General features: G+C 68.2%; 19 protein-coding genes. 10 read left to right on the top strand and 9 right to left on the bottom strand.

The window, feature by feature from the left end; genetic code table 11:
• Positions 1-15 precede the first annotated feature (15 nt).
• The gene (dksA, locus tag B7D75_RS24470; protein ID WP_003095122.1) at positions 16-462 is read right to left on the bottom strand and encodes an RNA polymerase-binding protein DksA; all 447 of its coding nucleotides are present in this window, start codon (positions 460-462) and stop codon (positions 16-18) included.
• Positions 463-654: 192 nt separating this feature from the next.
• Here dksA and B7D75_RS24465 point away from each other — a divergent pair, with 192 nt between their 5' ends.
• Together B7D75_RS24465 and sfsA are read left to right on the top strand one after the other, a co-directional pair.
• The gene (locus tag B7D75_RS24465; protein ID WP_107114504.1) at positions 655-1,827 is read left to right on the top strand and encodes a pyridoxal phosphate-dependent aminotransferase; all 1,173 of its coding nucleotides are present in this window, start codon (positions 655-657) and stop codon (positions 1,825-1,827) included.
• Positions 1,827-2,534, top strand: coding sequence for a DNA/RNA nuclease SfsA (gene sfsA / locus B7D75_RS24460; protein ID WP_034082177.1), 708 nt, complete (start codon positions 1,827-1,829; stop codon positions 2,532-2,534). Before B7D75_RS24465 ends, sfsA begins: the two co-directional genes overlap by 1 nt.
• Before the next feature lie 16 nt (positions 2,535-2,550).
• Here sfsA and trmA read toward each other — a convergent pair whose 3' ends face one another.
• Both trmA and B7D75_RS24450 read right to left on the bottom strand, forming a co-directional pair.
• Positions 2,551-3,642, bottom strand: coding sequence for a tRNA (uridine(54)-C5)-methyltransferase TrmA (gene trmA / locus B7D75_RS24455; protein WP_012077474.1), 1,092 nt, complete (start codon positions 3,640-3,642; stop codon positions 2,551-2,553).
• The gene (locus B7D75_RS24450; RefSeq protein WP_003148531.1) at positions 3,639-4,934 is read right to left on the bottom strand and encodes an NCS2 family permease; all 1,296 of its coding nucleotides are present in this window, start codon (positions 4,932-4,934) and stop codon (positions 3,639-3,641) included. The genes trmA and B7D75_RS24450 overlap by 4 nt, the downstream gene beginning before the upstream one ends.
• A 415-nt stretch (positions 4,935-5,349) precedes the next feature.
• Here B7D75_RS24450 and B7D75_RS24445 point away from each other — a divergent pair, with 415 nt between their 5' ends.
• Positions 5,350-5,823: a SecDF P1 head subdomain-containing protein gene (locus B7D75_RS24445; protein WP_058136693.1), complete on the top strand. Its 474-nt coding sequence runs from the start codon at positions 5,350-5,352 to the stop codon at positions 5,821-5,823.
• An 18-nt stretch (positions 5,824-5,841) separates the two neighbouring features.
• Here B7D75_RS24445 and ypfJ read toward each other — a convergent pair whose 3' ends face one another.
• Together ypfJ and B7D75_RS24435 are read right to left on the bottom strand one after the other, a co-directional pair.
• On the bottom strand, positions 5,842-6,726 hold the full coding sequence (gene ypfJ, locus B7D75_RS24440; protein WP_058136692.1) for a KPN_02809 family neutral zinc metallopeptidase: 885 nt from the start codon (positions 6,724-6,726) through the stop codon (positions 5,842-5,844).
• A gap of 67 nt (positions 6,727-6,793) precedes the next feature.
• A complete protein-coding gene (locus B7D75_RS24435) occupies positions 6,794-7,648 on the bottom strand; it encodes a PhzF family phenazine biosynthesis protein (protein WP_053817809.1) in 855 nt (284 codons plus the stop codon).
• Positions 7,649-7,816: 168 nt separating this feature from the next.
• On the opposite strand from B7D75_RS24435, the gene alaC reads away from it, so the two are divergent.
• Positions 7,817-9,052: an alanine transaminase gene (alaC, locus tag B7D75_RS24430; protein ID WP_033998109.1), complete on the top strand. Its 1,236-nt coding sequence runs from the start codon at positions 7,817-7,819 to the stop codon at positions 9,050-9,052.
• Between the two features lie 79 nt (positions 9,053-9,131).
• Here the strand turns inward: alaC and B7D75_RS24425 are convergent, their stop codons facing one another.
• Positions 9,132-9,581, bottom strand: coding sequence for a DUF411 domain-containing protein (locus B7D75_RS24425; RefSeq protein ID WP_003152003.1), 450 nt, complete (start codon positions 9,579-9,581; stop codon positions 9,132-9,134).
• A gap of 249 nt (positions 9,582-9,830) precedes the next feature.
• Here B7D75_RS24425 and B7D75_RS24420 point away from each other — a divergent pair, with 249 nt between their 5' ends.
• A complete protein-coding gene (locus B7D75_RS24420; RefSeq protein ID WP_107114503.1) occupies positions 9,831-10,286 on the top strand; it encodes a DUF4345 family protein in 456 nt (151 codons plus the stop codon).
• Positions 10,287-10,289: 3 nt separating this feature from the next.
• Here the strand turns inward: B7D75_RS24420 and B7D75_RS24415 are convergent, their stop codons facing one another.
• From B7D75_RS24415 to phuR, 3 genes are all read right to left on the bottom strand, one after another.
• On the bottom strand, positions 10,290-10,799 hold the full coding sequence (locus B7D75_RS24415) for a DUF4136 domain-containing protein (RefSeq protein ID WP_043100811.1): 510 nt from the start codon (positions 10,797-10,799) through the stop codon (positions 10,290-10,292).
• Between the two features lie 80 nt (positions 10,800-10,879).
• The gene (locus B7D75_RS24410) at positions 10,880-11,227 is read right to left on the bottom strand and encodes a Rieske (2Fe-2S) protein (protein WP_074197265.1); all 348 of its coding nucleotides are present in this window, start codon (positions 11,225-11,227) and stop codon (positions 10,880-10,882) included.
• A gap of 99 nt (positions 11,228-11,326) precedes the next feature.
• Positions 11,327-13,621, bottom strand: coding sequence for a heme/hemoglobin uptake receptor PhuR (gene phuR, locus B7D75_RS24405; RefSeq protein ID WP_058146547.1), 2,295 nt, complete (start codon positions 13,619-13,621; stop codon positions 11,327-11,329).
• A 181-nt stretch (positions 13,622-13,802) separates the two neighbouring features.
• Between phuR and B7D75_RS24400 the strand changes: the two genes are divergently transcribed.
• Genes B7D75_RS24400 through B7D75_RS24380 form a run of 5 tightly spaced genes read left to right on the top strand, consistent with a single transcriptional unit; the run spans position 13,803 to position 18,463 of the window.
• Positions 13,803-14,867: a hemin-degrading factor gene (locus B7D75_RS24400; RefSeq protein ID WP_107114502.1), complete on the top strand. Its 1,065-nt coding sequence runs from the start codon at positions 13,803-13,805 to the stop codon at positions 14,865-14,867.
• Positions 14,868-14,876: 9 nt separating this feature from the next.
• Positions 14,877-15,770, top strand: a complete 894-nt coding sequence (locus B7D75_RS24395) for a hemin ABC transporter substrate-binding protein (protein ID WP_034082190.1) — start codon at positions 14,877-14,879, stop codon at positions 15,768-15,770.
• Positions 15,771-15,820: 50 nt separating this feature from the next.
• Positions 15,821-16,804: a FecCD family ABC transporter permease gene (locus B7D75_RS24390; RefSeq protein ID WP_079977081.1), complete on the top strand. Its 984-nt coding sequence runs from the start codon at positions 15,821-15,823 to the stop codon at positions 16,802-16,804.
• Complete coding sequence (locus B7D75_RS24385; protein ID WP_043100802.1) at positions 16,804-17,571, top strand: heme ABC transporter ATP-binding protein; 768 nt, start codon at positions 16,804-16,806, stop codon at positions 17,569-17,571. The genes B7D75_RS24390 and B7D75_RS24385 overlap by 1 nt, the downstream gene beginning before the upstream one ends.
• Positions 17,572-17,581: 10 nt before the next feature.
• Positions 17,582-18,463: a ChaN family lipoprotein gene (locus B7D75_RS24380; protein ID WP_107114501.1), complete on the top strand. Its 882-nt coding sequence runs from the start codon at positions 17,582-17,584 to the stop codon at positions 18,461-18,463.
• Positions 18,464-18,701: the final 238 nt, after the last annotated feature.

The following is an 18,701-nucleotide window of genomic DNA, read 5'->3' as shown; positions in this document are numbered from 1 at the left end:
CCCCGTCGGTCCGGCTCAGGAGCCGAGTTGCTTCTCGCGGATTTCCGCGAGGGTCTTGCAGTCGATGCAGAGGGTCGCGGTGGGGCGGGCCTCCAGGCGACGGATGCCGATCTCGACGCCGCAGGAGTCGCACCAGCCGTACTCTTCGTCTTCGATCAGCTGCAGGGTCTCGTCGATCTTCTTGATCAGCTTGCGCTCGCGGTCGCGGGCGCGCAGTTCCAGGCTGAACTCTTCTTCCTGGCTGGCGCGGTCGGCCGGATCGGGGAAGTTGGCCGCTTCGTCCTGCATGTGATGCACGGTACGGTCGACCTCTTCCATCAGCTCCTGCTTCCATTTGTTCAGGATCGCGGTGAAGTGCGCGCGCATGCGCTCGCTCATGTACTCCTCGCCCTTGGTTTCCTGGTAGGGCTCGAAGCCGCGGGTCATCTGCTGGCTGCTCTGTTGTTTTGCTTTGGTGGACATGAATGGCCGCCTCTCACTTTCGCTAATCCTGTCCGCGGCAGGGTTCCCTCGCCGGCTCTCCGGCCCCGCGGTCGCAAGCGGGCGAACTTACCAGAACGACAACCTTGGCGCTACTCCCGGTTGTCGAGGCTGGTGTCACCCGCGTAATGGCTTGGTTAGAATCGGTTTTTCCCCGCAAAGTTCGGAATATCCATGGCTACCTCCTATAGCGCACGCAGTCGGGCCATCGAGCCTTTCCACGTCATGGCCCTGCTGGCCCGTGCCAACGAGCTGCAGGCCGCCGGCCACGACGTGATCCACCTGGAAATCGGCGAGCCGGACTTCACCACCGCCGAGCCGATCATCGAGGCCGGGCGCGCCGCCCTGGCCGCCGGGCATACCCGCTACACCGCCGCGCGCGGCCTGCCGGCGCTGCGCGAGGCGATCGCGAGATACTACGGCGAGCGCTACGGGGTCGATCTCGATCCGCAGCGCGTGCTGGTCACCCCGGGCGGCTCCGGCGCCCTCCTGCTGGCCAGCAGCCTGCTGGTCGACCCGGGCCGGCACTGGCTGCTGGCCGATCCGGGCTACCCCTGCAACCGGCACTTCCTGCGCCTGGTCGAAGGCGCCGCGCAACTGGTGCCGGTGGGGCCGGACAGCCGTTACCAGCTGACCCCGGCGCTCATCGAGCGGCACTGGGACTCAGACAGTGTAGGCGCTCTGGTGGCTTCGCCGGCGAATCCCACCGGGACCCTGCTCGGCCGCGACGAACTGGCCGGCCTCTCGGCCGCCCTGAAGGGGCGCGGCGGGCACCTGGTGGTGGACGAGATCTACCACGGCCTGACCTACGGCGTGGATGCCGCCTCGGTGCTGGAAGTCGACGACGAGGCCTTCGTCCTGAATAGTTTTTCCAAGTATTTCGGCATGACCGGCTGGCGCCTGGGCTGGCTGGTGGCGCCGCCGGCGGCGCTGCCGGAACTGGAGAAGCTGGCGCAGAACCTCTACATCAGCGCGCCGAGCATGGCCCAGCTGGCCGCGCTGGCCTGCTTCGAGCCGGGCACCATCGCCATCCTCGAGGAGCGCCGCCACGAGTTCGCCCGCCGTCGCGACTTCCTCCTGCCGGCCCTGCGCGAGCTGGGTTTCGGGATCGCCGTGGAGCCGGAAGGCGCCTTCTATCTCTATGCCGATATCAGCGCGTTCGGCGGCGATGCCTACGCTTTCTGCAAGCACTTCATCGAGACCGAGCATGTCGCCTTCACCCCGGGACTGGACTTCGGCCGCCACCAGGCCGGCCACCACGTGCGCTTCGCCTATACCCAGAGCCTGCCGCGCCTGCAGGAAGCGGTGGAGCGGATCGCCCGCGGGCTGAAGGGCTGGCGGCCCTGATGCGTTTCGATCCGCCGCTGGAGGAGGGGCGCCTGCTGCGCCGCTACAAGCGTTTCCTCGCCGATATCGAGAGCGCCGGCGGCGAGCGCCTGACCATCCACTGTCCGAACACCGGCTCGATGCTCAATTGCATGAGCGAGGGCTGCCGGGTCTGGTTCAGCCGCTCCGACGATCCCAGGCGCAAGCTGCCGGGGACCTGGGAGCTTAGCGAGACCCCGCAGGGCCGCCTGGCCTGCGTCAACACGGCGCGGGCCAACCGCCTGGTGGAGGAAGCGCTGCTGGCCGGCGACATCCCCGAACTCGCCGGCTTCGCCAGCCTGCGCCGGGAAGTGGCGTACGGGGTGGAGAACAGCCGTGCCGACTTTCGCCTGGAGTATCCCGCCGGCGCGTTGTTCATCGAGGTGAAGAGCGTCACCCTGGGCTTCGACGAAACCGCCGTGGCGGCCTTCCCCGACGCCGTCACCCTGCGTGGCGCCAAGCACCTGCGCGAACTGGCGGCGCTGGCGCGGGACGGTGTCCGCGCGGTGCAGCTGTACTGCGTGAACCTGTCCGGGATCGAGGCGGTGCGCCCCGCCGACGAGATCGATCCGGCCTACGGCAAGGCCCTGCGCGAGGCGGCGCAAGCGGGCGTTGAGGTGCTGGCCTATGGCGCCGAGGTGACTACGGAAGGATTGCGCCTGGCGCGGCGCCTCCCGGTGGGGCTCTGAGGCGCGGCCAGTTCGCTCAGCGGCGTTCGAGGAGGACGCCGCTTTCCATGTGGTGGGTGTAGGGGAACTGGTCGAACAGCGCGCAGCGGCTGATCCGGTGCGTGTCGTGCAGCTGGGCGATGTTCTGCGCCAGGGTTTCCGGGTTGCACGAGATGTACAGGATGCGTTCGAAGCGCCGGGTCAGCTCGCAGGTGTCCGGGTCCATGCCGGCGCGCGGCGGGTCGACGAACACGCTGCCGAAGGCGTAGCTCTTCAGGTCGATGTCGGCCAGGCGGCGGAACGGGCGGACCTCGTTCAGCGCCTGGGTCAGCTCCTCGGCGGACAGGCGCACCAGGCTGACGTTGTCCACCGCGTTGTCGGCCAGGTTGGCCAGCGCGGCGTTGACCGACGACTTGCTGATCTCGGTGGCCAGCACCTTGCGCACCCGGGTGGCCAGCGGCAGGGTGAAGTTGCCGTTGCCGCAGTACAGTTCGAGCAGGTCGTCTTCGCGCTCGCCGAGCGCCTCGTAGGCCCAGCCGAGCATCTTCTGGTTCACTTCGCCGTTGGGCTGGGTGAAGGCGCCTTCGGGCTGGCGGTAGCGGAAGCGCCGGCCGGCGACCAGCAGTTCCTCTTCCACGTAGTCGCGGCCGACGACGATGCGCTTGCCGCGCGAACGGCCGACCAGACTCACGCCCAGTTCCGCGGCGAGCGCTTCTGCCGCCTGCTGCCAGGCGGCGTCGATCGGCCGGTGGTAGCAAAGGGTGATCAGGGCGTCGCCGGCCAGGGTGGTAAGGAACTCCACCTGGAACAGCTTGAAGCCCAGCGCCGGCTCGGCCCAGGCGTCCTTCAGGCGCGGCATCAGCTCGTTGATGCGGCGGCTGGCGATGGGGAAGTCCTCGATCAGGATCGGGGTATGCTTGTCGCCCTGTTCGAACATCGCGTAGTGGCGATTCTCGTTGCCGGTCTCCCGCCACAGGCGGAATTCGGCGCGCAGGCGGTAGTGCTCGCGCGGCGACTCGAAGACTTCCGGCGCGGGCGCCGCGAACGGCGCCAGCAACCCGGCGAGGCGGGCCTTCTTGTCTTCCAGTTGCGCGGCGTAGGCGGCGGGGTCGAACTGCGGACGGCTCATGCGTTGAAGAAGCCCAGCTTGATCACGAAGAGGATGGAGAGGATCACCAGCGCCGGATTCAGCTCGCGCCAGCGCCCGGAAAGCACCTTGATAGCGGTCCAGGAGATGAAGCCGAAGGCGATGCCGGTGGCGATCGAGTAGGTGAACGGCATGGCCAGCGCGGTGACCACCACCGGGGCGGCGACGGTGATGTCTTCCCAGTCGATCTCGGCCAGGCCGGAGGCCATCAGTACGGCGACGAAGAGCAGCGCCGGTGCGGTGGCGAAGGCGGGGACGCTGCCGGCCAGCGGGGCGAAGAACAGCGCGAGGAGGAACAGGATGGCGACCACGATGGCGGTCAGGCCGGTGCGGCCGCCGGCACTGACACCCGCGGCGGACTCGATGTAGCTGGTGGTGGTCGAGGTGCCCAGCAGCGAACCGCCCATCGCCGCGGTGCTGTCGGCGATCAGCGCGCGGCCCATCTTCGGCATGTGGCCGTCCTTGCCCATCAGCCCGGCGCGCTTGGCGACGCCGATCAGGGTGCCGGAGTTGTCGAACAGGTCGACGAAGAGGAAGGCGAAGATCACGCTGACCAGGCCGATATCCAGCGCGCCCTTGATATCCAGCTGGAGGAAGGTCGGTGCCAGCGACGGCGGCATCGACACCACGCCGCCGAACTGGGTCACGCCGAGCAGGATGGCGATGGCGGTGACCACCAGGATGCCGATCAGCACCGCGCCGGTGACGCTGCGGGCCTCCAGGGCGACGATCAGGATAAAGCCGAGGGTGGCGAGGATCGGCGCCGGCTTGGTCAGGTCACCCATGCCGATCAGGGTCGCCGGGTTGTCCACCACGATGCCGGCGTTCTGCAGGGCGATCAGCGCGAGGAACAGGCCGATCCCGGCGGCGATCGCCGAGCGCAGCGGCAGCGGGATGCTGTTGATGATCCATTCGCGGATGCGGAAGATCGACAGCAGGAAGAACATGGTGGCGGAGATGAACACCGCGCCCAGCGCGACCTGCCAGCTGTGGCCCATGTGCAGCACCACGGTGTAGGTGAAGAAGGCGTTCAGGCCCATGCCGGGCGCCAGGGCGATCGGGTAGTTGGCGATCAGGCCCATGATGGTCGAGCCGATCGCCGCCGCCAGGCAGGTGGCGACGAACACCGCGCCCTTGTCCATGCCGGTCTCGCCGAGGATGCTCGGGTTGACGAAGAGGATGTAGGCCATGGTCAGGAAGGTGGTGATCCCCGCCAGGATCTCGGTGCGCACCGTGGTGTTGTGCGCCTTGAGTTGGAACAGCTTTTCCAGCATGTTGGTTTCCCCTGAATGTGCTCTGCAACGATCCCCATGACGCGTGGCCGCTGCCGGAGGCCCGGGAGCCGGCCGCCGGCCAGGGAAAACCGAAATTTCCGCGTGGCGGGCGATGCATCGCTGTCTCGTCGGCGCGGTATCGCGAGCGATCCCGGCAGACGGCTGAGTCCCGAAAATGCGCGAGCCGCATGAAACGACCCACGCACGCCAGGGGCCTTGCGGCGGCCTGCGTGGGGTTCATACGGCTCGAAAAGGCGCGCATCATACCAGTTCGCGGAAGACGGGTGAATTTCCGCCAGTCTAGACAATCGTCGCTTTGCGCAGCGGCCCGCTCGCCCGGCCGACGCGGGCGGCGTTATCATGGGTGGCGGCGTCCGGGCGGACGCCCCGCTCCGGCTCCCTGCAGTACCTCATCATGAAACGCTCGACACTCGCATTCCTTCCGCTGGGCCTGATGCTGCTGGCCGCTTGCGCCAGCGATCCGTTGCGGATCCCACAGCACAGCTTCGGGGTCTACGCCACCGCCAGCAAGCCTTCCGCGGCGTTCCGCACCCTGGCCGACCCTCAGGGCAAGGCGTTGCTGGTGGCGGTCAAGCCGAGCCTGACCCAGGCCGATGTGTTGCGCGCCGAAGTCCTCTACGACCAGAACGGCCGCCCCGGTGTCGAGGTCACCTTCACCGAACAGGCTGCCCGTCGCCTGGCCGCGCTGACCGAGGAGGCCCAGGGGCGCGCGCTGGCGGTGCTGGTGGACGGGCGCCTGCGCCTGGCACCGCGGGTGCGCGAGCCGATCCGCAACGGCAAGGTCTATCTCGGCGGGCTGGGCTCGGCGTACGAGGCCGGCGAGCTGGCCGACCAGTTGAACGCGCTGAGAAACCAGCCGGGGCGGTGAATCCCGGCCGGCGTCGACTCAGAGGGTCTGCGCCTTGAAGGTGTCGCAGCTGGCCGGCGAGCCGCTCTCGAAACCGGTCTTGAACCAGCGCATGCGTTGCGCCGAGGAGCCGTGGGTGAAGGAGTCCGGCACCACCATGCCACGACCCTGGCGCTGCAGGCGGTCGTCGCCGATGGCGTTGGCAGCGTTCAGGGCTTCCTCCATGTCGCCCGGCTCCAGCCAGTTCAGGCGCTGCTGGGCGTGATTGGCCCAGACCCCGGCGAAGCAGTCCGCCTGCAGTTCCTGGCGCACCGACAGGCCGTTGGCGCCTTCCATGCGCGCGCCGCGCTGGCGGGCGGCGCTGATCTTGGCCGAGATGCCCATCAGGTTCTGCACGTGGTGGCCGACCTCATGGGCGATCACATAGGCCTGGGCGAAGTCGCCGGCGGCGGAGAAGCGCTGCTCCATCTCGCGGAAGAACTCCAGGTCGAGGTAGACCCGGCGGTCGGCCGGGCAATAGAACGGCCCGGTGGCCGAGGAGGCGAAGCCGCAGGCGGAATTCACCCCATTGCTGAACAGCACCAGCTTGGGCTGCTGGTACTGGGCCTGGCCGCTGGCGAAGATCTGTTCCCAGGTGTCCTCGGTGTCGCCGAGGATCGCGCGGACGAACTCGCTCTGCTCGTCGTTGGCCGCCGGGGCCCGACCGCCGGCCTGCTGCTGGGTGGCGGGGGCCTGGGTGTCCATCTGGCCGAGCAGCGAACCGAGGATTTGCATCGGGTCCTGCCCCATCAGCAGGCCGACCACCACCACGATCGCCACCCCACCCAGGCTCAGGCCCTTGCCGCCGATGCGCATGCCGCCACCGCCGCCTTCGCCCCGGGCATCAATCACGTTGTCACTGCGTCGTCCTTTGCGCCAGAGCATGGCGATTCTCCTGTACGTTTCGCTTCATCAGTGTTGTCGCCGTCCGCCGCCTGCGCCACTCCGGCCGTCAGGCCGGAACCAGCAGCTCGGCGCGGGCGAGCAGTTGGACGTGGCCGCCGACCCTGACGCTGCCGTCCGTCGCGACCTCCACGTCGAGCCGGCTGGGGCGGCCGAGATAGCGCCCCTGGCGCAGGACGAAGGGTTCGCCGCGCGCGGCCAGCCCGTGTTCCACCAGGTAGGCGGCGACCGGACCGGCAGCGCTGCCGGTAGCCACGTCTTCCACCAGCCCCAGGCTGTCCCAGGTCCGGCCCTCGCGCCCGTCGACGTCGAGCAGATAGACAAACGCCGCGCCGAGTTTATCCAGCGCCTCTTGCAAATCGTTGACCTGGCGGGCACGACCCAGCGCCTCGGCGGTCACCGGCAGGAGCAGGTAGGGCAGGCCGGTGCTGACCACCCGCGGCGGATGCCCGGACAGGTCGTTGGCCGATAGCGAGAAGGCTTCGGCGAACCAGCGGCAGGTCCCGGCGTCCGGCGCGGCGCCGAATTCGGCGCGGCCCTGGTCCATCTCGGCGTAGAAACCGCTGCCCGCCCGCACGCTGCGCAGGGCCACCGACTTGCTCGCCAGGTGCAGCGTCCAGCGCTGTTCGCCGGCGTCGCCGCGCAGATGATGGAGCAGGGCCGCAGCGCCGAGCAGCGGGTGGCCGGCGAACGGCAGTTCTTCCTCCAGGGTGAAGATCCGCGCGCCGAAGACCTGCGGGTCGTCGCCCGGCAACAGGAAGATCGTCTCGAACTGGCGCAGCTCGCGGGTCCAGGCCTGCATGGTGGCGTCATCGAGGGCGCTGGCGTCGTCGAATACGGCCAGGCCGTTGCCGGTGAGCGGACGCTCGGCGAACACATCGAGTTGCCAGTAGCGTCGGGACATGGGCCTTTCCCTGTGAAATGGAATGAAAAACGCGGGGGGGACTCGACAAGCAGCCTATCGGCCTTTATGTTCGCCGACAAGAAAGCGCCTGGCTGGCGCTTTCCAGGCCGCCACAGCGGCTGGCGTCGCTCGGACGGTTCCGGGCGCTTACGTTACTCCGAGGACAGCATGGCTGAATCACGCCCTGCGCGCCGTTTCGCGCGCATCGACCGCCTTCCCCCCTACGTTTTCAATATCACCGCCGAGCTGAAGATGGCCGCACGCCGCCGTGGCGAGGACATCATCGACCTGAGCATGGGCAATCCCGACGGGCCGACCCCGCCGCACATCGTCGAGAAGCTCTGCACCGTCGCCCAGCGCGAAGACACCCACGGCTATTCCACCTCGCGCGGCATCCCACGCCTGCGCCGGGCCATCTCGCACTGGTACCGCGACCGCTACGACGTGCAGATCGACCCGGAGAGCGAAGCCATCGTCACCATCGGCTCCAAGGAGGGGCTGGCGCACCTGATGCTGGCGACCCTCGACCACGGCGACACCATCCTCGTGCCCAACCCGAGCTATCCGATCCACATCTATGGTGCGGTGATCGCCGGCGCCCAGGTGCGCTCGGTGCCGCTGGTGCCGGGCATCGACTTCTTCAACGAGCTGGAACGGGCGATCCGCGAATCGATTCCCAAGCCGCGCATGATGATCCTCGGCTTCCCTTCCAACCCCACCGCGCAGTGCGTCGAGCTGGACTTCTTCGAGCGCGTGGTGGCGCTGGCCAAGCAGTACGACGTGATGGTGGTGCATGACCTGGCCTATGCCGACATCGTCTACGACGGCTGGAAAGCGCCGTCGATCATGCAAGTACCGGGCGCCAAGGACATCGCCGTGGAGTTCTTCACCCTGTCGAAGAGCTACAACATGGCCGGCTGGCGGATCGGCTTCATGGTCGGCAATCCCGAGCTGGTCTCGGCCCTGGCGCGGATCAAGAGCTACCACGACTACGGCACCTTCACGCCCCTGCAGGTGGCGGCCATCGCCGCGCTGGAGGGCGACCAGCAGTGCGTGCGCGATATCGCCCAGCAGTACCAGCAGCGCCGCGACGTACTGGTGAAGGGGCTGCGCGAGGCCGGCTGGATGGTGGAGAACCCGAAGGCCTCGATGTATGTCTGGGCGAAGATTCCCGAGCCTTATGCACACCTGGGCTCGCTGGAGTTCGCCAAGAAGCTGTTGCAGGATGCCAAGGTCTCGGTGTCGCCGGGTATCGGCTTCGGCGACTACGGCGACGACCATGTGCGCTTCGCCCTGATCGAAAACCGCGACCGCCTGCGCCAGGCGGTGCGCGGGATCAAGGCGATGTTCCGCGCCGATGGGCTGCTGGCGCCGTCGAAGAAGGCCGATAGCGCGGCGGAGTGACCTTCACGCCGAAGCGGAAAGAAAAACGCCGTTTCCTCCAGGGGAAACGGCGTTTTCGTTGCTGGGTTGCGAAGCCCGCTCAGCGTCCGGGGTACTCCGCCAGCACCGAGGCCTGGCCGCTCCTGCTCAGGCCGACGACCTGGTAGGCATCCTGGCGGTCGCCCATTTCCATGCCCGGCGAGCCGACCGGCATGCCGGGCACCGCGGCGCCGATCAGGTCGGCGCGCGCGCGCAGCTTGAGGATATCGCTGGCCGGGACGTGTCCTTCGACGAACTTGCCATCGATCACCCCGGTATGGCACGAGCCCATGCCATGGGGTACGCCGAGCCGGGTCTTGACTGCGCTCATGTCCGCTTCCACATGGTCGTTGACCTTGAAACCGTTGGCTTCGAGGTGCTTGATCCAATCCTTGCAACAGCCGCAATTGGCGTCACGATGCACGTCGATGGCCAGTGGTTCGGCGGCCTGGGCCAGGGAACCGTGGAGCAGGGTGGCGGCCAGGACGGCCAGGGGGGCGAAGCGGCGCATGAGAGTCTCCTTGCAGCGAGCGAATGCCGCGAGCATACCCCCGGCGCACGGCGCCACCCAGCCGGCGAGCTGTATCCACTTGTGACGAAGCGTTCCGCGGCCCGGCGTGCCGGGCTGCCGTCGGGCAGGGACGAATCGTCGCAGCGAACTCGCCGGCGCGCTTCAGGTCTGCTGTCCTTGAGGTTGCCGGGGCGTGCGCCGCCGGTGTCGAACTGATTGCAGGGGGCAACAGGCCCGAGGAGAAAGGGGATGCTCTTCGCCCGTTTGGTTTTGCTGGTTCAGGCGCTGGTCTGGGGCGCCCTGGGAGTGCTGTACTGGGTGCGCCCCTACGAGATGGCCAACCTCAGCGGCATGCTGCTGATGGAGGATTCGGCGGTCAGCGATGCGCGGGTATTCTACGGCGGCCATCAGTTCGCCCTGGCGCTGTTCCTGCTGTTCGCCCTGCGCCGGGCATCGCTGGTGCAGCCGGCGCTGATCCTGGTGGTGCTGCTGCAATCCATCCTGACCCTGTCGCGCCTGCTGATCGCCTGGATCGAAGGCGGGATGGCCGCCGACGCCAACCTGTTCGGCCTGGCGTTCCGCGGCGCGATGGCGCTGCTCGGCATCGCCGCCCTGTGGTGGCTGCAGCGGCAGCCGGCTGCGCTGCCCGCAGCGGCGCCCATCGAGCGCGCCGAGCGTCGCGAGGACGACTTCGACGGGCTCTGAGGCTCAGCGCTGGCGTGCCGGGAAACCCTTCAGCAGTTGCGCCACGCCTCTGTCGAAGGCTTCCTGGGTCAGCGCCGGATCGTGCAGCCGACGGCCGAGCACGCTTTCCAGGAGGATCCGGCCGTCGCGCTCGTCGAGGATGCGCAGGGCCAGCCTGGCCTCGCTGTCTTCGGTCAACTGGGTCTGGGTGAAGACGCCATCCCGGGTTATCACCGGGCGCAGTTCCAGGCCCGGCTGGCGCCGCAGGCCGAGGGCATAGATCACCCGCAGGTCGCCGTGTTCCGCCTGGTAGCGATAGCCCTTGGCCTCCAGGGCTCGGCGCACGGCTGTATCGAAGCGCTCCTCGAAGTCGATGCGGTGGCCTTCGGCGCGTACCGCCTGGATGAAGAAGGTCCGGTAATTCGTCGCCGCTATTCCTGGGGCCAGGCGTACAGGGTCCGGATCGCTGCGGCAGGCGTAGAGCAGCAGGCCGAACAGGAGCAGCAGGGCGAGGCGCAGGCTGAATCGGCGCATGGCGCGTTCCTTCCTCTTCTTGTCGTTGTGCCGCACAGCCTAGTCGTTGGCGCGCGGCCTGCCGCCCAACCCGGGTTGGGTCAGTCGTCCAGCTCCACCCAGAGTCCCTCGGCGTCTTCCCGACAGGGCAGGGCGCGCAGCCGCTCCCCGGCGCAGGGCCCGGCGACGCACTCTCCCGACTCGACGAGGAACAGTGCGCCGTGGCTGGCACAGCGGATCAGGCTGGCGCTGTCGTCGAGGAAGGCGTCGGGCTGCCACTCCAGCGGGATGCCGCGGTGCGGGCAGCGGTTCAGGTAGACGTAGGCGCGGCCGTCGCGGCGCACCGCGAAGAGGCGGCGTTCATCGACGCGGAAGCCGCGGCTGGTGCCTTCGGCGAGCAGGGAAGAGGGACACAGGTGGATCATGGGCGCTCCGTTTGCCGGGATTATCCCCGATCCGGAGGGCGGCTTTCACCTGTCCGCCATGCAAGCGCCCGGCAGGAGCCGGGCGCGGGGATAGGGGCACTTCCGTGTGCGAAGGGGAAAGACTCAGATGTCCCAGACCAGGTTGACCGCGAAGTTTCGTCCCGGCTGGGACAGCCGGTCGAGGTTCGCCGGGGCCAGCGCCGAAGCCTCGCCGACGCCGTCGTAGCCGCGTACGTCGTCCCACAGCCAGTACTTCTTGTCGGTCAGGTTGTAGAGGCCGGCGTTGAGGGTCAGGTCCTTGCTCAACTTGTAGTAGGCGCTGAGGTCGAGAACGCCGAAGCCCGGGGTCTTGAACTGGCTGGCGGTGCCGTCCGGGGTGTGGAAGGTGCTGTCGTCGACGCGGTCCTTGCGCTTGACCAGGGTCCAGCTGAGCAGGCCGCCGTAGTTGCCGTCGGCCTCGTCGTAGCCGAGGCCGAACACGCCGGTGAGCGGGTTGACGCTGTTGATCGGCTCGCCGTTGTCCTTGTTGCGGCCATGGGCGTAGGCCACGCTGGCCTGGGTGTAGAGGCCCTGCGGCGCGCCGAGGGCGCCGAGCTCCAGGCGGCCCTTGAGTTCCACGCCCTTGATCACCGCGCGCTCGATATTGTTGGCCTGGAAGGTCTGGCCGTTGCCGCCGGTGCCAGCGGTGTTCAGTGCGTCCTCATCGATGAAGTCGCGGTACTTGTTGTAGAACACCGCCACGCCGAAGCTGCCTTCGTCGAACTTGCCGCGCAGGCCGGTCTCGAAGCTCTGGCTCTTCTCCGGCTTGAGGTTCGGGTTCGGCTCGATGTGGTAGCCGGCCTGCAGGTTCTCGAAGCGCCCGTACAGCGCCTTCGCCGTGGGCGTGCGGAAGCCCTGGGCGTACTGGCCGTACCAGGTGTAGTGCTGGGCGAAGTCATAGGTCACGCCGAACTTGGGCGAGACCCGGTGCCATTTCTTGTCCGACTCGTCGACCGCGGTGTTCTGGCTCTGCTTCATGGTGCGCAGGAACTCGTCGGTGATGTGTGGCTCCATGCGCGTGTAATCGTAGCGCAGCCCGGGGGTGAAGGTCCAGTCGTTCCACCTGATGCTGTCCTGGGCGAACAGGGCGTAGGTCTTCACCGTCGGGTCGGGGAAGTCGCTGCTGCGCTCCAGGGCGTCGCGCGGGCTCTCGGCGCCGGTCTGCAGGTTGGTGCCGGTGCCGCTGCGCATGCCGGTGACCTTCTGCTGCTTGAGGTTGATCCCGTAGCTCAGCAGGTGGTCGGTCTCGCCGATAGCGAAGCTCTTGTCCAGCTGGCTGTCGAACACCCACAGGCGTTCCTTGTAGGTGGTATCGCGGGTGCGCAGGACCTTGCGGGTGATCGGATAGTAGAACTCGCGGGTCGCCTGGTCGGTCTTCGCCACCTGGTAGTTGAGGCTCCACTGGATGCGGTCGGCGACCGGACTGTCGACCAGGAAGTGGTGTTCCAGGCCGTAGCGTTCGCGGGTCAGGGTGTCGTTGCCCTTGCGCCACTGGTACATGCCGCCCGGCAGCACGCTCGGCGGTATCGCCGGCTTGCCCTTGTCGTAGGGGCCGCCATAGGCGCTCTTCTGGTCGGTGTCGACGTCGCTCTTGTACTTCTCGAAGACCAGCCCGAAACGGCTGCCTTCGGCGTAGTTCCAGCCCAGCTTGCCGAGCAGGCTGTAGCTGTCGGCGTCCTCCGGGTTGGCTTCGCTGCGCGAGAGTCCGGTGCCGCCGTGGCCGCCGTTGGATTCGGTCTCGTGACCCCGGCGATAACCATAGTGCAGCAGGCCGTCGAAGTCGTCGGCGCGGCCGGCGACGGTGGCCGAGGTCAGCCAGGAATGGCTGGCCGACTCGTAGCCGGTCTTCAGGCGGGCGCCGACGTCCTTGCCGTCCTTGATGATGTCTGATGGATCGAGGGTGAAGTAGCTCACCGCGCCGCCGATGGCGTTGCTGCCGTATAGCGCCGAGGCCGGGCCGCGGAGGATTTCCACGCGCTTGACGATGTCCGGGTCGACGTAGTTGCGGTGGGTCTGGGCGTAGGGGCCGCTGAAGAAATCGTTGGGCAGCTCGACCCCGTCGATCTGGGTGAGGATGCGGTTGCCGTCGATGCCGCGGATGTTATAGCCGGTGATCCCGGCGCGCTGGCCGGTGCCGCCGACCGAGACACCGGGTTCGTAGCGCACCAGTTCCTTGATGTTGTTGACGTTCTGCCGGTCCAGTTGCTCGCGGGTCTGGACGCTGACGGTGCTCGGCACAGCGTCCACCGCCTGCTCGGTGCGGGTCGCGGTGATGGTGGTCGGGGTCAGCGGGACGGCATTCCCCGCCAGGGCCAGCGAAGGGCTGAGCAGCAGCAGGGCCAGGCAGGGGCGCAGGGCGAAGGGCGGGGCGAGCGACATGTGGGACTCCTTGGGTCGGGCCGATGGCGGATAGCCAGGGGGACGTCGGGCGCACAAGGTACTGCCAGAAAAACGCTAATGCAAATAATTATCAAATGGATTCAGATATGCGTTTTATGGCAAAGTTCACCTGTTTTTGCGCGTTTGCGCTACCGAACCGGAAATGCCCGAGGAACCGTCGATGAGCAGCACTCCCACCCTTTCCCATTCCCCCGCCGAGCTCTACCGGGCCTGGCAGGACCTGCGCGCCGAGCGGCCGCAGTTGCGCGCGCGGGACGCTGCGGCGCAGTTGCGGGTCAGCGAGGGCGAACTGGTCGCCAGCCGGGTCGGCATCGATGCCGTGCGCCTGCGCCCGGACTGGTCCGCCTTGCTGCCGGCGCTCGGCGAACTGGGACCGATCATGGCGCTCACCCGCAACGAACATTGCGTCCATGAGCGCAAGGGGCCGTATCGCGAGGTGACGGTATCGGCCAACGGCCGAATGGGCCTGGTGGTTTCCCCGGACATCGACCTGCGCCTGTTCCTGGGGGGCTGGAACGCCGCCTTCGCCATTACCGAGGAGACGCCGCGGGGTATCCAGCGCAGCATCCAGGTGTTCGACCAGCAGGGCGTGGCGGTACATAAGGTATTTCTTACCGAGGCCAGCGCCGTCCGCGCCTGGGAGCCGCTGGTCGAGCGCCTGCGGGCTGCCGGGCAGGATGCCGTGCTGGCGCTGCGCGAGCCCAGCGCGCCGGCGACGGCGGTCGCCGATGCGCAGATCGATGCCGCCGCCTTGCGCGAAGGCTGGGCCGCGTTGAAGGACACCCACCATTTCCACGCCCTGCTGAAGAAGCATGGCGCGCAGCGCACCCAGGCGCTGCGCCTGGCCGGCGGCGAATGGGCCGAGCGCCTGGACAATGGCGATCTGCCGAAGCTCTTCGAGGCGGCGGCCGAAAGCGGATTGCCGATCATGGTGTTCGTCGGCAATGCCCACTGCATCCAGATCCATACCGGGCCGGTGTGCAACCTGAAATGGCTGGACGACTGGTTCAACGTGCTCGATCCGGATTTCAACCTGCATCTGAAGACCAGCGGCATCGCCGAGCTGTGGCGGGTGCGCAAGCCGAGCAGCGATGGCATCGTCACCAGTTGGGAAGCCTTCGACGCCGACGGCGAACTGGTCGTGCAACTGTTCGGCGCGCGCAAGCCCGGCCAGCCCGAGCGCGACGACTGGCGCGAACTGGCCGAATCCTTCAAGGCGCTCTGAGGAGAGAACATGCGTATCGAACGACTATTCAACGGCCTGGCGCTGGGCCTGCTGCTCGGCGCTGGCGTGGCCCGGGCCGATGGCCTGCCGCAGCGCTGGGTGAGCGCCGGCGGCTCGCTGAGCGAGTGGGTGGTGGCGCTGGGTGGCGAAAGCAAGCTGGTCGGGGTGGACACCACCAGCCAGCATCCGCAGGCGCTGAAACAGTTGCCGAGCGTCGGCTACCAGCGCCAGCTGGCTGCCGAGGGCGTGCTGGCGTTGCGTCCGGATATCCTCATCGGCACCGAGGAAATGGGCCCGCCGCCGGTGCTCGAGCAGCTCGCAGGTGCCGGTGTGCGGGTCGAGACCCTTTCCGCCAAAGCGGATCTGGACGCCCTGGAAAGCAATCTGAAGAAGCTCGGCGACTGGCTCGGTGTGCCGCAGCGCGCCGAGGCCGCCGAGCTCGACTACCGCCAGCGCCTGCGACGCCAGGCCGACTGGATCGCAGCGGCACAGAAGAGCCAGCCGGCGCCGGGCGTCCTGCTGGTGATCGGCAATGCCGGCGGGCAGGTGCTGGTGGCCGGGCGCAACACCGGCGGCGACTGGGTGCTGAACCGGGCCGGGGCGCGCAACCTGGCCGCCCATGAGGGTTACAAGCCGATTTCGGTGGAAGCCCTGGCGGCGCTCGATCCTGCCGCGCTGGTGATCGCCGACCGCAGCCTGGAGGGCGACGCCGCGCGCGCCGCCCTGCTCAAGCAGAACCCAGGCCTCGCCGCGACCCGCGCGGCCCGCGACGGGCGCCTGCTGGTGCTGGACCCGACCCTGCTGGTAGGCGGTCTCGGTCCGCGCCTGCCGGATGGCCTGGCGGCGCTTTCCGCAGCCTTTTATCCTTCCGCGAAACCGCTGAGTACGGAAGCCGCCCATTGAAATCGGTTGTTCGTCCCCGCGCGCTGTTCGGCGCGCTGGGGATTTCGCTCGTGTTGGTCCTCTGGTTGTCCCTCGCCCTCGGTCCCGTCAGCCTGCCGCTGGGCGATACCCTGCGCGCCGCGTTGCGCCTGGCCGGTCTGCCACTCGATGGAGCGGGCCTGGCCCAGGCGGAGATGATCCTCGGCCAGATCCGCCTGCCGCGGACCCTGCTCGGCCTGGCCGTGGGCGCCGTGCTGGCGCTGTCCGGCGTTGCCATGCAGGGCCTGTTTCGCAATCCGCTGGCCGATCCCGGCCTGGTCGGGGTGTCCAGCGGCGCGGCGCTCGGCGCGGCGCTGGCGATCGTGTTCGGCGCCTCGCTGGGCGGCCTGCCGGCGGTCCTCGCGCCTTACCTGCTGTCGCTGTGCGCCTTCGGTGGCGGCCTGGGGGTTACCTGGCTGGTCTATCGACTCGGCCGCCGCGATGGCCAGACCAGCGTGGCCACCATGCTGCTGGCGGGGATCGCCCTGACCGCGCTGTCCGGCGCGGTGATCGGGCTGTTCACCTACCTCGCCGACGACGCCACGCTACGCACCCTGACTTTCTGGAACCTCGGCAGCCTCAATGGCGCCAGCTACCCGCGCCTGTGGCCGCTGCTGCTGGTGGCGCTGCTGGTGGCCTGCTGGCTGCCGCGCCGGGCCGACGCGTTGAACGCGCTGCTGCTCGGCGAATCGGAAGCGCGCCATCTGGGCTTCGATGTCGAGCGCCTCAAGGCCGAGCTGGTGCTCTGTACCGCACTCGGTGTCGGCGCCGCGGTGGCGGCGGCGGGAATGATCGGTTTCATCGGCCTGGTGGTGCCGCACCTGATCCGCCTGGTCGCCGGCCCTGACCACCGGACCCTGCTACCGGCTTCGATGATGGCCGGCGCCACCCTGTTGCTGCTCGCCGACCTGCTGGCGCGCCTGGCGCTGGCACCGGCCGAGCTGCCGATCGGCATCGTCACGGCGCTGATCGGCGCGCCGTTCTTCCTTTACCTGTTGCTGCGAGGGCGGGCCTGATGCTGCGCGTGGAGAACCTGTCCATCCGCCGTGGCGGAAAGACCGTGCTGGAGGGCCTGGAGCTGGAGCTGCGGGCCGGCGAGGTGCTCGGTGTGCTTGGCCCCAACGGCGCCGGCAAGAGCACCCTGCTCGGCGCGCTCTGCGGGGAACTGGAGCCGGCCGAGGGACGAGTCCTGCTTGACGAGCGCGGACTCGACCAGTGGGCGGGCGTAGCCCGCGCGCAGCGCCTGGCGGTGCTGCCGCAGAGTTCGTCGCTGGGCTTCGCGTTTCCGGTGGAGGCGGTGGTCGGTTTCGGCCGGTTGCCGCATTCCAGTGGCCGCGAGCGCGACGCACGGATCATCGCCGAGGCGCTGGCGGCTGCCGATGCCAGCCATCTGGCCGGGCGCAGCTACCTGGCTCTGTCCGGCGGCGAGCGCCAGCGCGTGCATCTGGCGCGGGTACTGGCGCAGCTCTGGCCGGGAGCGGCGGGGCAGGTACTGCTGCTCGACGAGCCGACCTCGGCGCTCGACCCGCTGCACCAGCACACCACCCTGCAGGCGGTGCACGATTTCGCCCGGCGCGGCGCCTCGGTGCTGGTGATCCTCCACGACCTGAACCTGGCCGCGCGCTATTGCGACCGTCTGCTGCTGTTGCAGAATGGCCGTCCGCACCTGCTCGGCGCGCCCGAGGAGGTCCTGCGCCCCGAGCCGCTGCGCGCGGTGTTCGGTCTCGAAGTCCTGGTCCAACGTCATCCCGAGCGAGGTCATCCGCTGATCGTCGCCCGCTGAAGGAGCTGCCATGCGCATTCGCCTGTTCGCCCTCTGCCTGCTGCTGGGCGGTTGCCAGTCCCAGCTGCCGCCGTTGCCCGAGTGGCAAGGTCCGGAGGGACGCGACTATCCACGGACCGGACGCATCGTCGACCTGCGCAGCGGTGCGACGTTGACCCCCGGGCAACTGCTCGAACGCCTGGCTGTGGCGTCACGGGTGATCGTTGGCGAGAAGCACGACAACCCCGACCATCACGCCCTCGAACTATGGCTGGCGCGGGCCCTGGGCGAACGCCGGGCGCAAGGCAGCCTGCTGCTGGAAATGCTCGGTCCCGACCAGCAGCCGCGTGTCGATGCGATCAGGGCGCAACGTAAGGCCGGCAAGCCGGTGGCGAACCTGGAGCAGGCCCTGGACTGGCGGAAAGGTTGGGACTGGTCTCAGTACGGACCCCTGGTGACCTGGGCGCTCGCGCAACCCGCGCCATTGCTCGCGGCGAATCTCGAGCGGAGCGAGATCATGCGGATCTACAAGGAGCGCCCGCTGCCCGCGGGAACGGCGTCCCGGCGCGACAGCGTGCGCCTGCCGCTACTCGCGCAGATTCGCGAATCCCACTGCGGCATGCTTCCCGATGACCAATTGCCGGCAATGCTCGCCGTCCAGCAGCAACGCGACCGGCGCATGGCCGAGCGCCTTCGCGATGCGCCGCTGCCGGCGCTGCTCATCGCCGGCGGGTTCCACGCGCGGCGCGACCTTGGCGTGCCGGTCCACCTGCGTGACCTTGGCGTGCAGGAGGTGCGGGTGCTGCTGCTGGTCGAAGCGGGCCAGGCGGTGACGTCGCGCGAGGCCGACTATGCCTGGTATACGCCGGCGTTGCCGGAGAAGGACTATTGCGCGGAAATGCAGGCGCGCTGAAAGACTGGCGACGCGAGAGGCTTTTCGCAGGCAAAAAAAGACCCGGCAAAGTGCCGGGTCGAAACCGTGATTAGCCTGATGAGGAGATAATCTGAAGAGTCCGACTGCGTGGGTCTCTCAGCTTACCTGCTGGCCTCGCGGCCAGGTGGTGTAATAATAACTATTCTCATTATCGGGTCAAGTCGGTTCTCATTCATTCCATTCCCAGCCGATGAACGGTCGTCCGGGGCCCGAATCG

Source organism: Pseudomonas paraeruginosa (assembly GCF_003025345.2).
In the GTDB taxonomy this organism is placed as follows: Bacteria; Pseudomonadota; Gammaproteobacteria; order Pseudomonadales; family Pseudomonadaceae; genus Pseudomonas; species Pseudomonas paraeruginosa.
The sequence above is the reverse complement of the archived record's forward strand: the minus strand, read 5'-3'. Positions and strand labels throughout refer to the sequence as shown.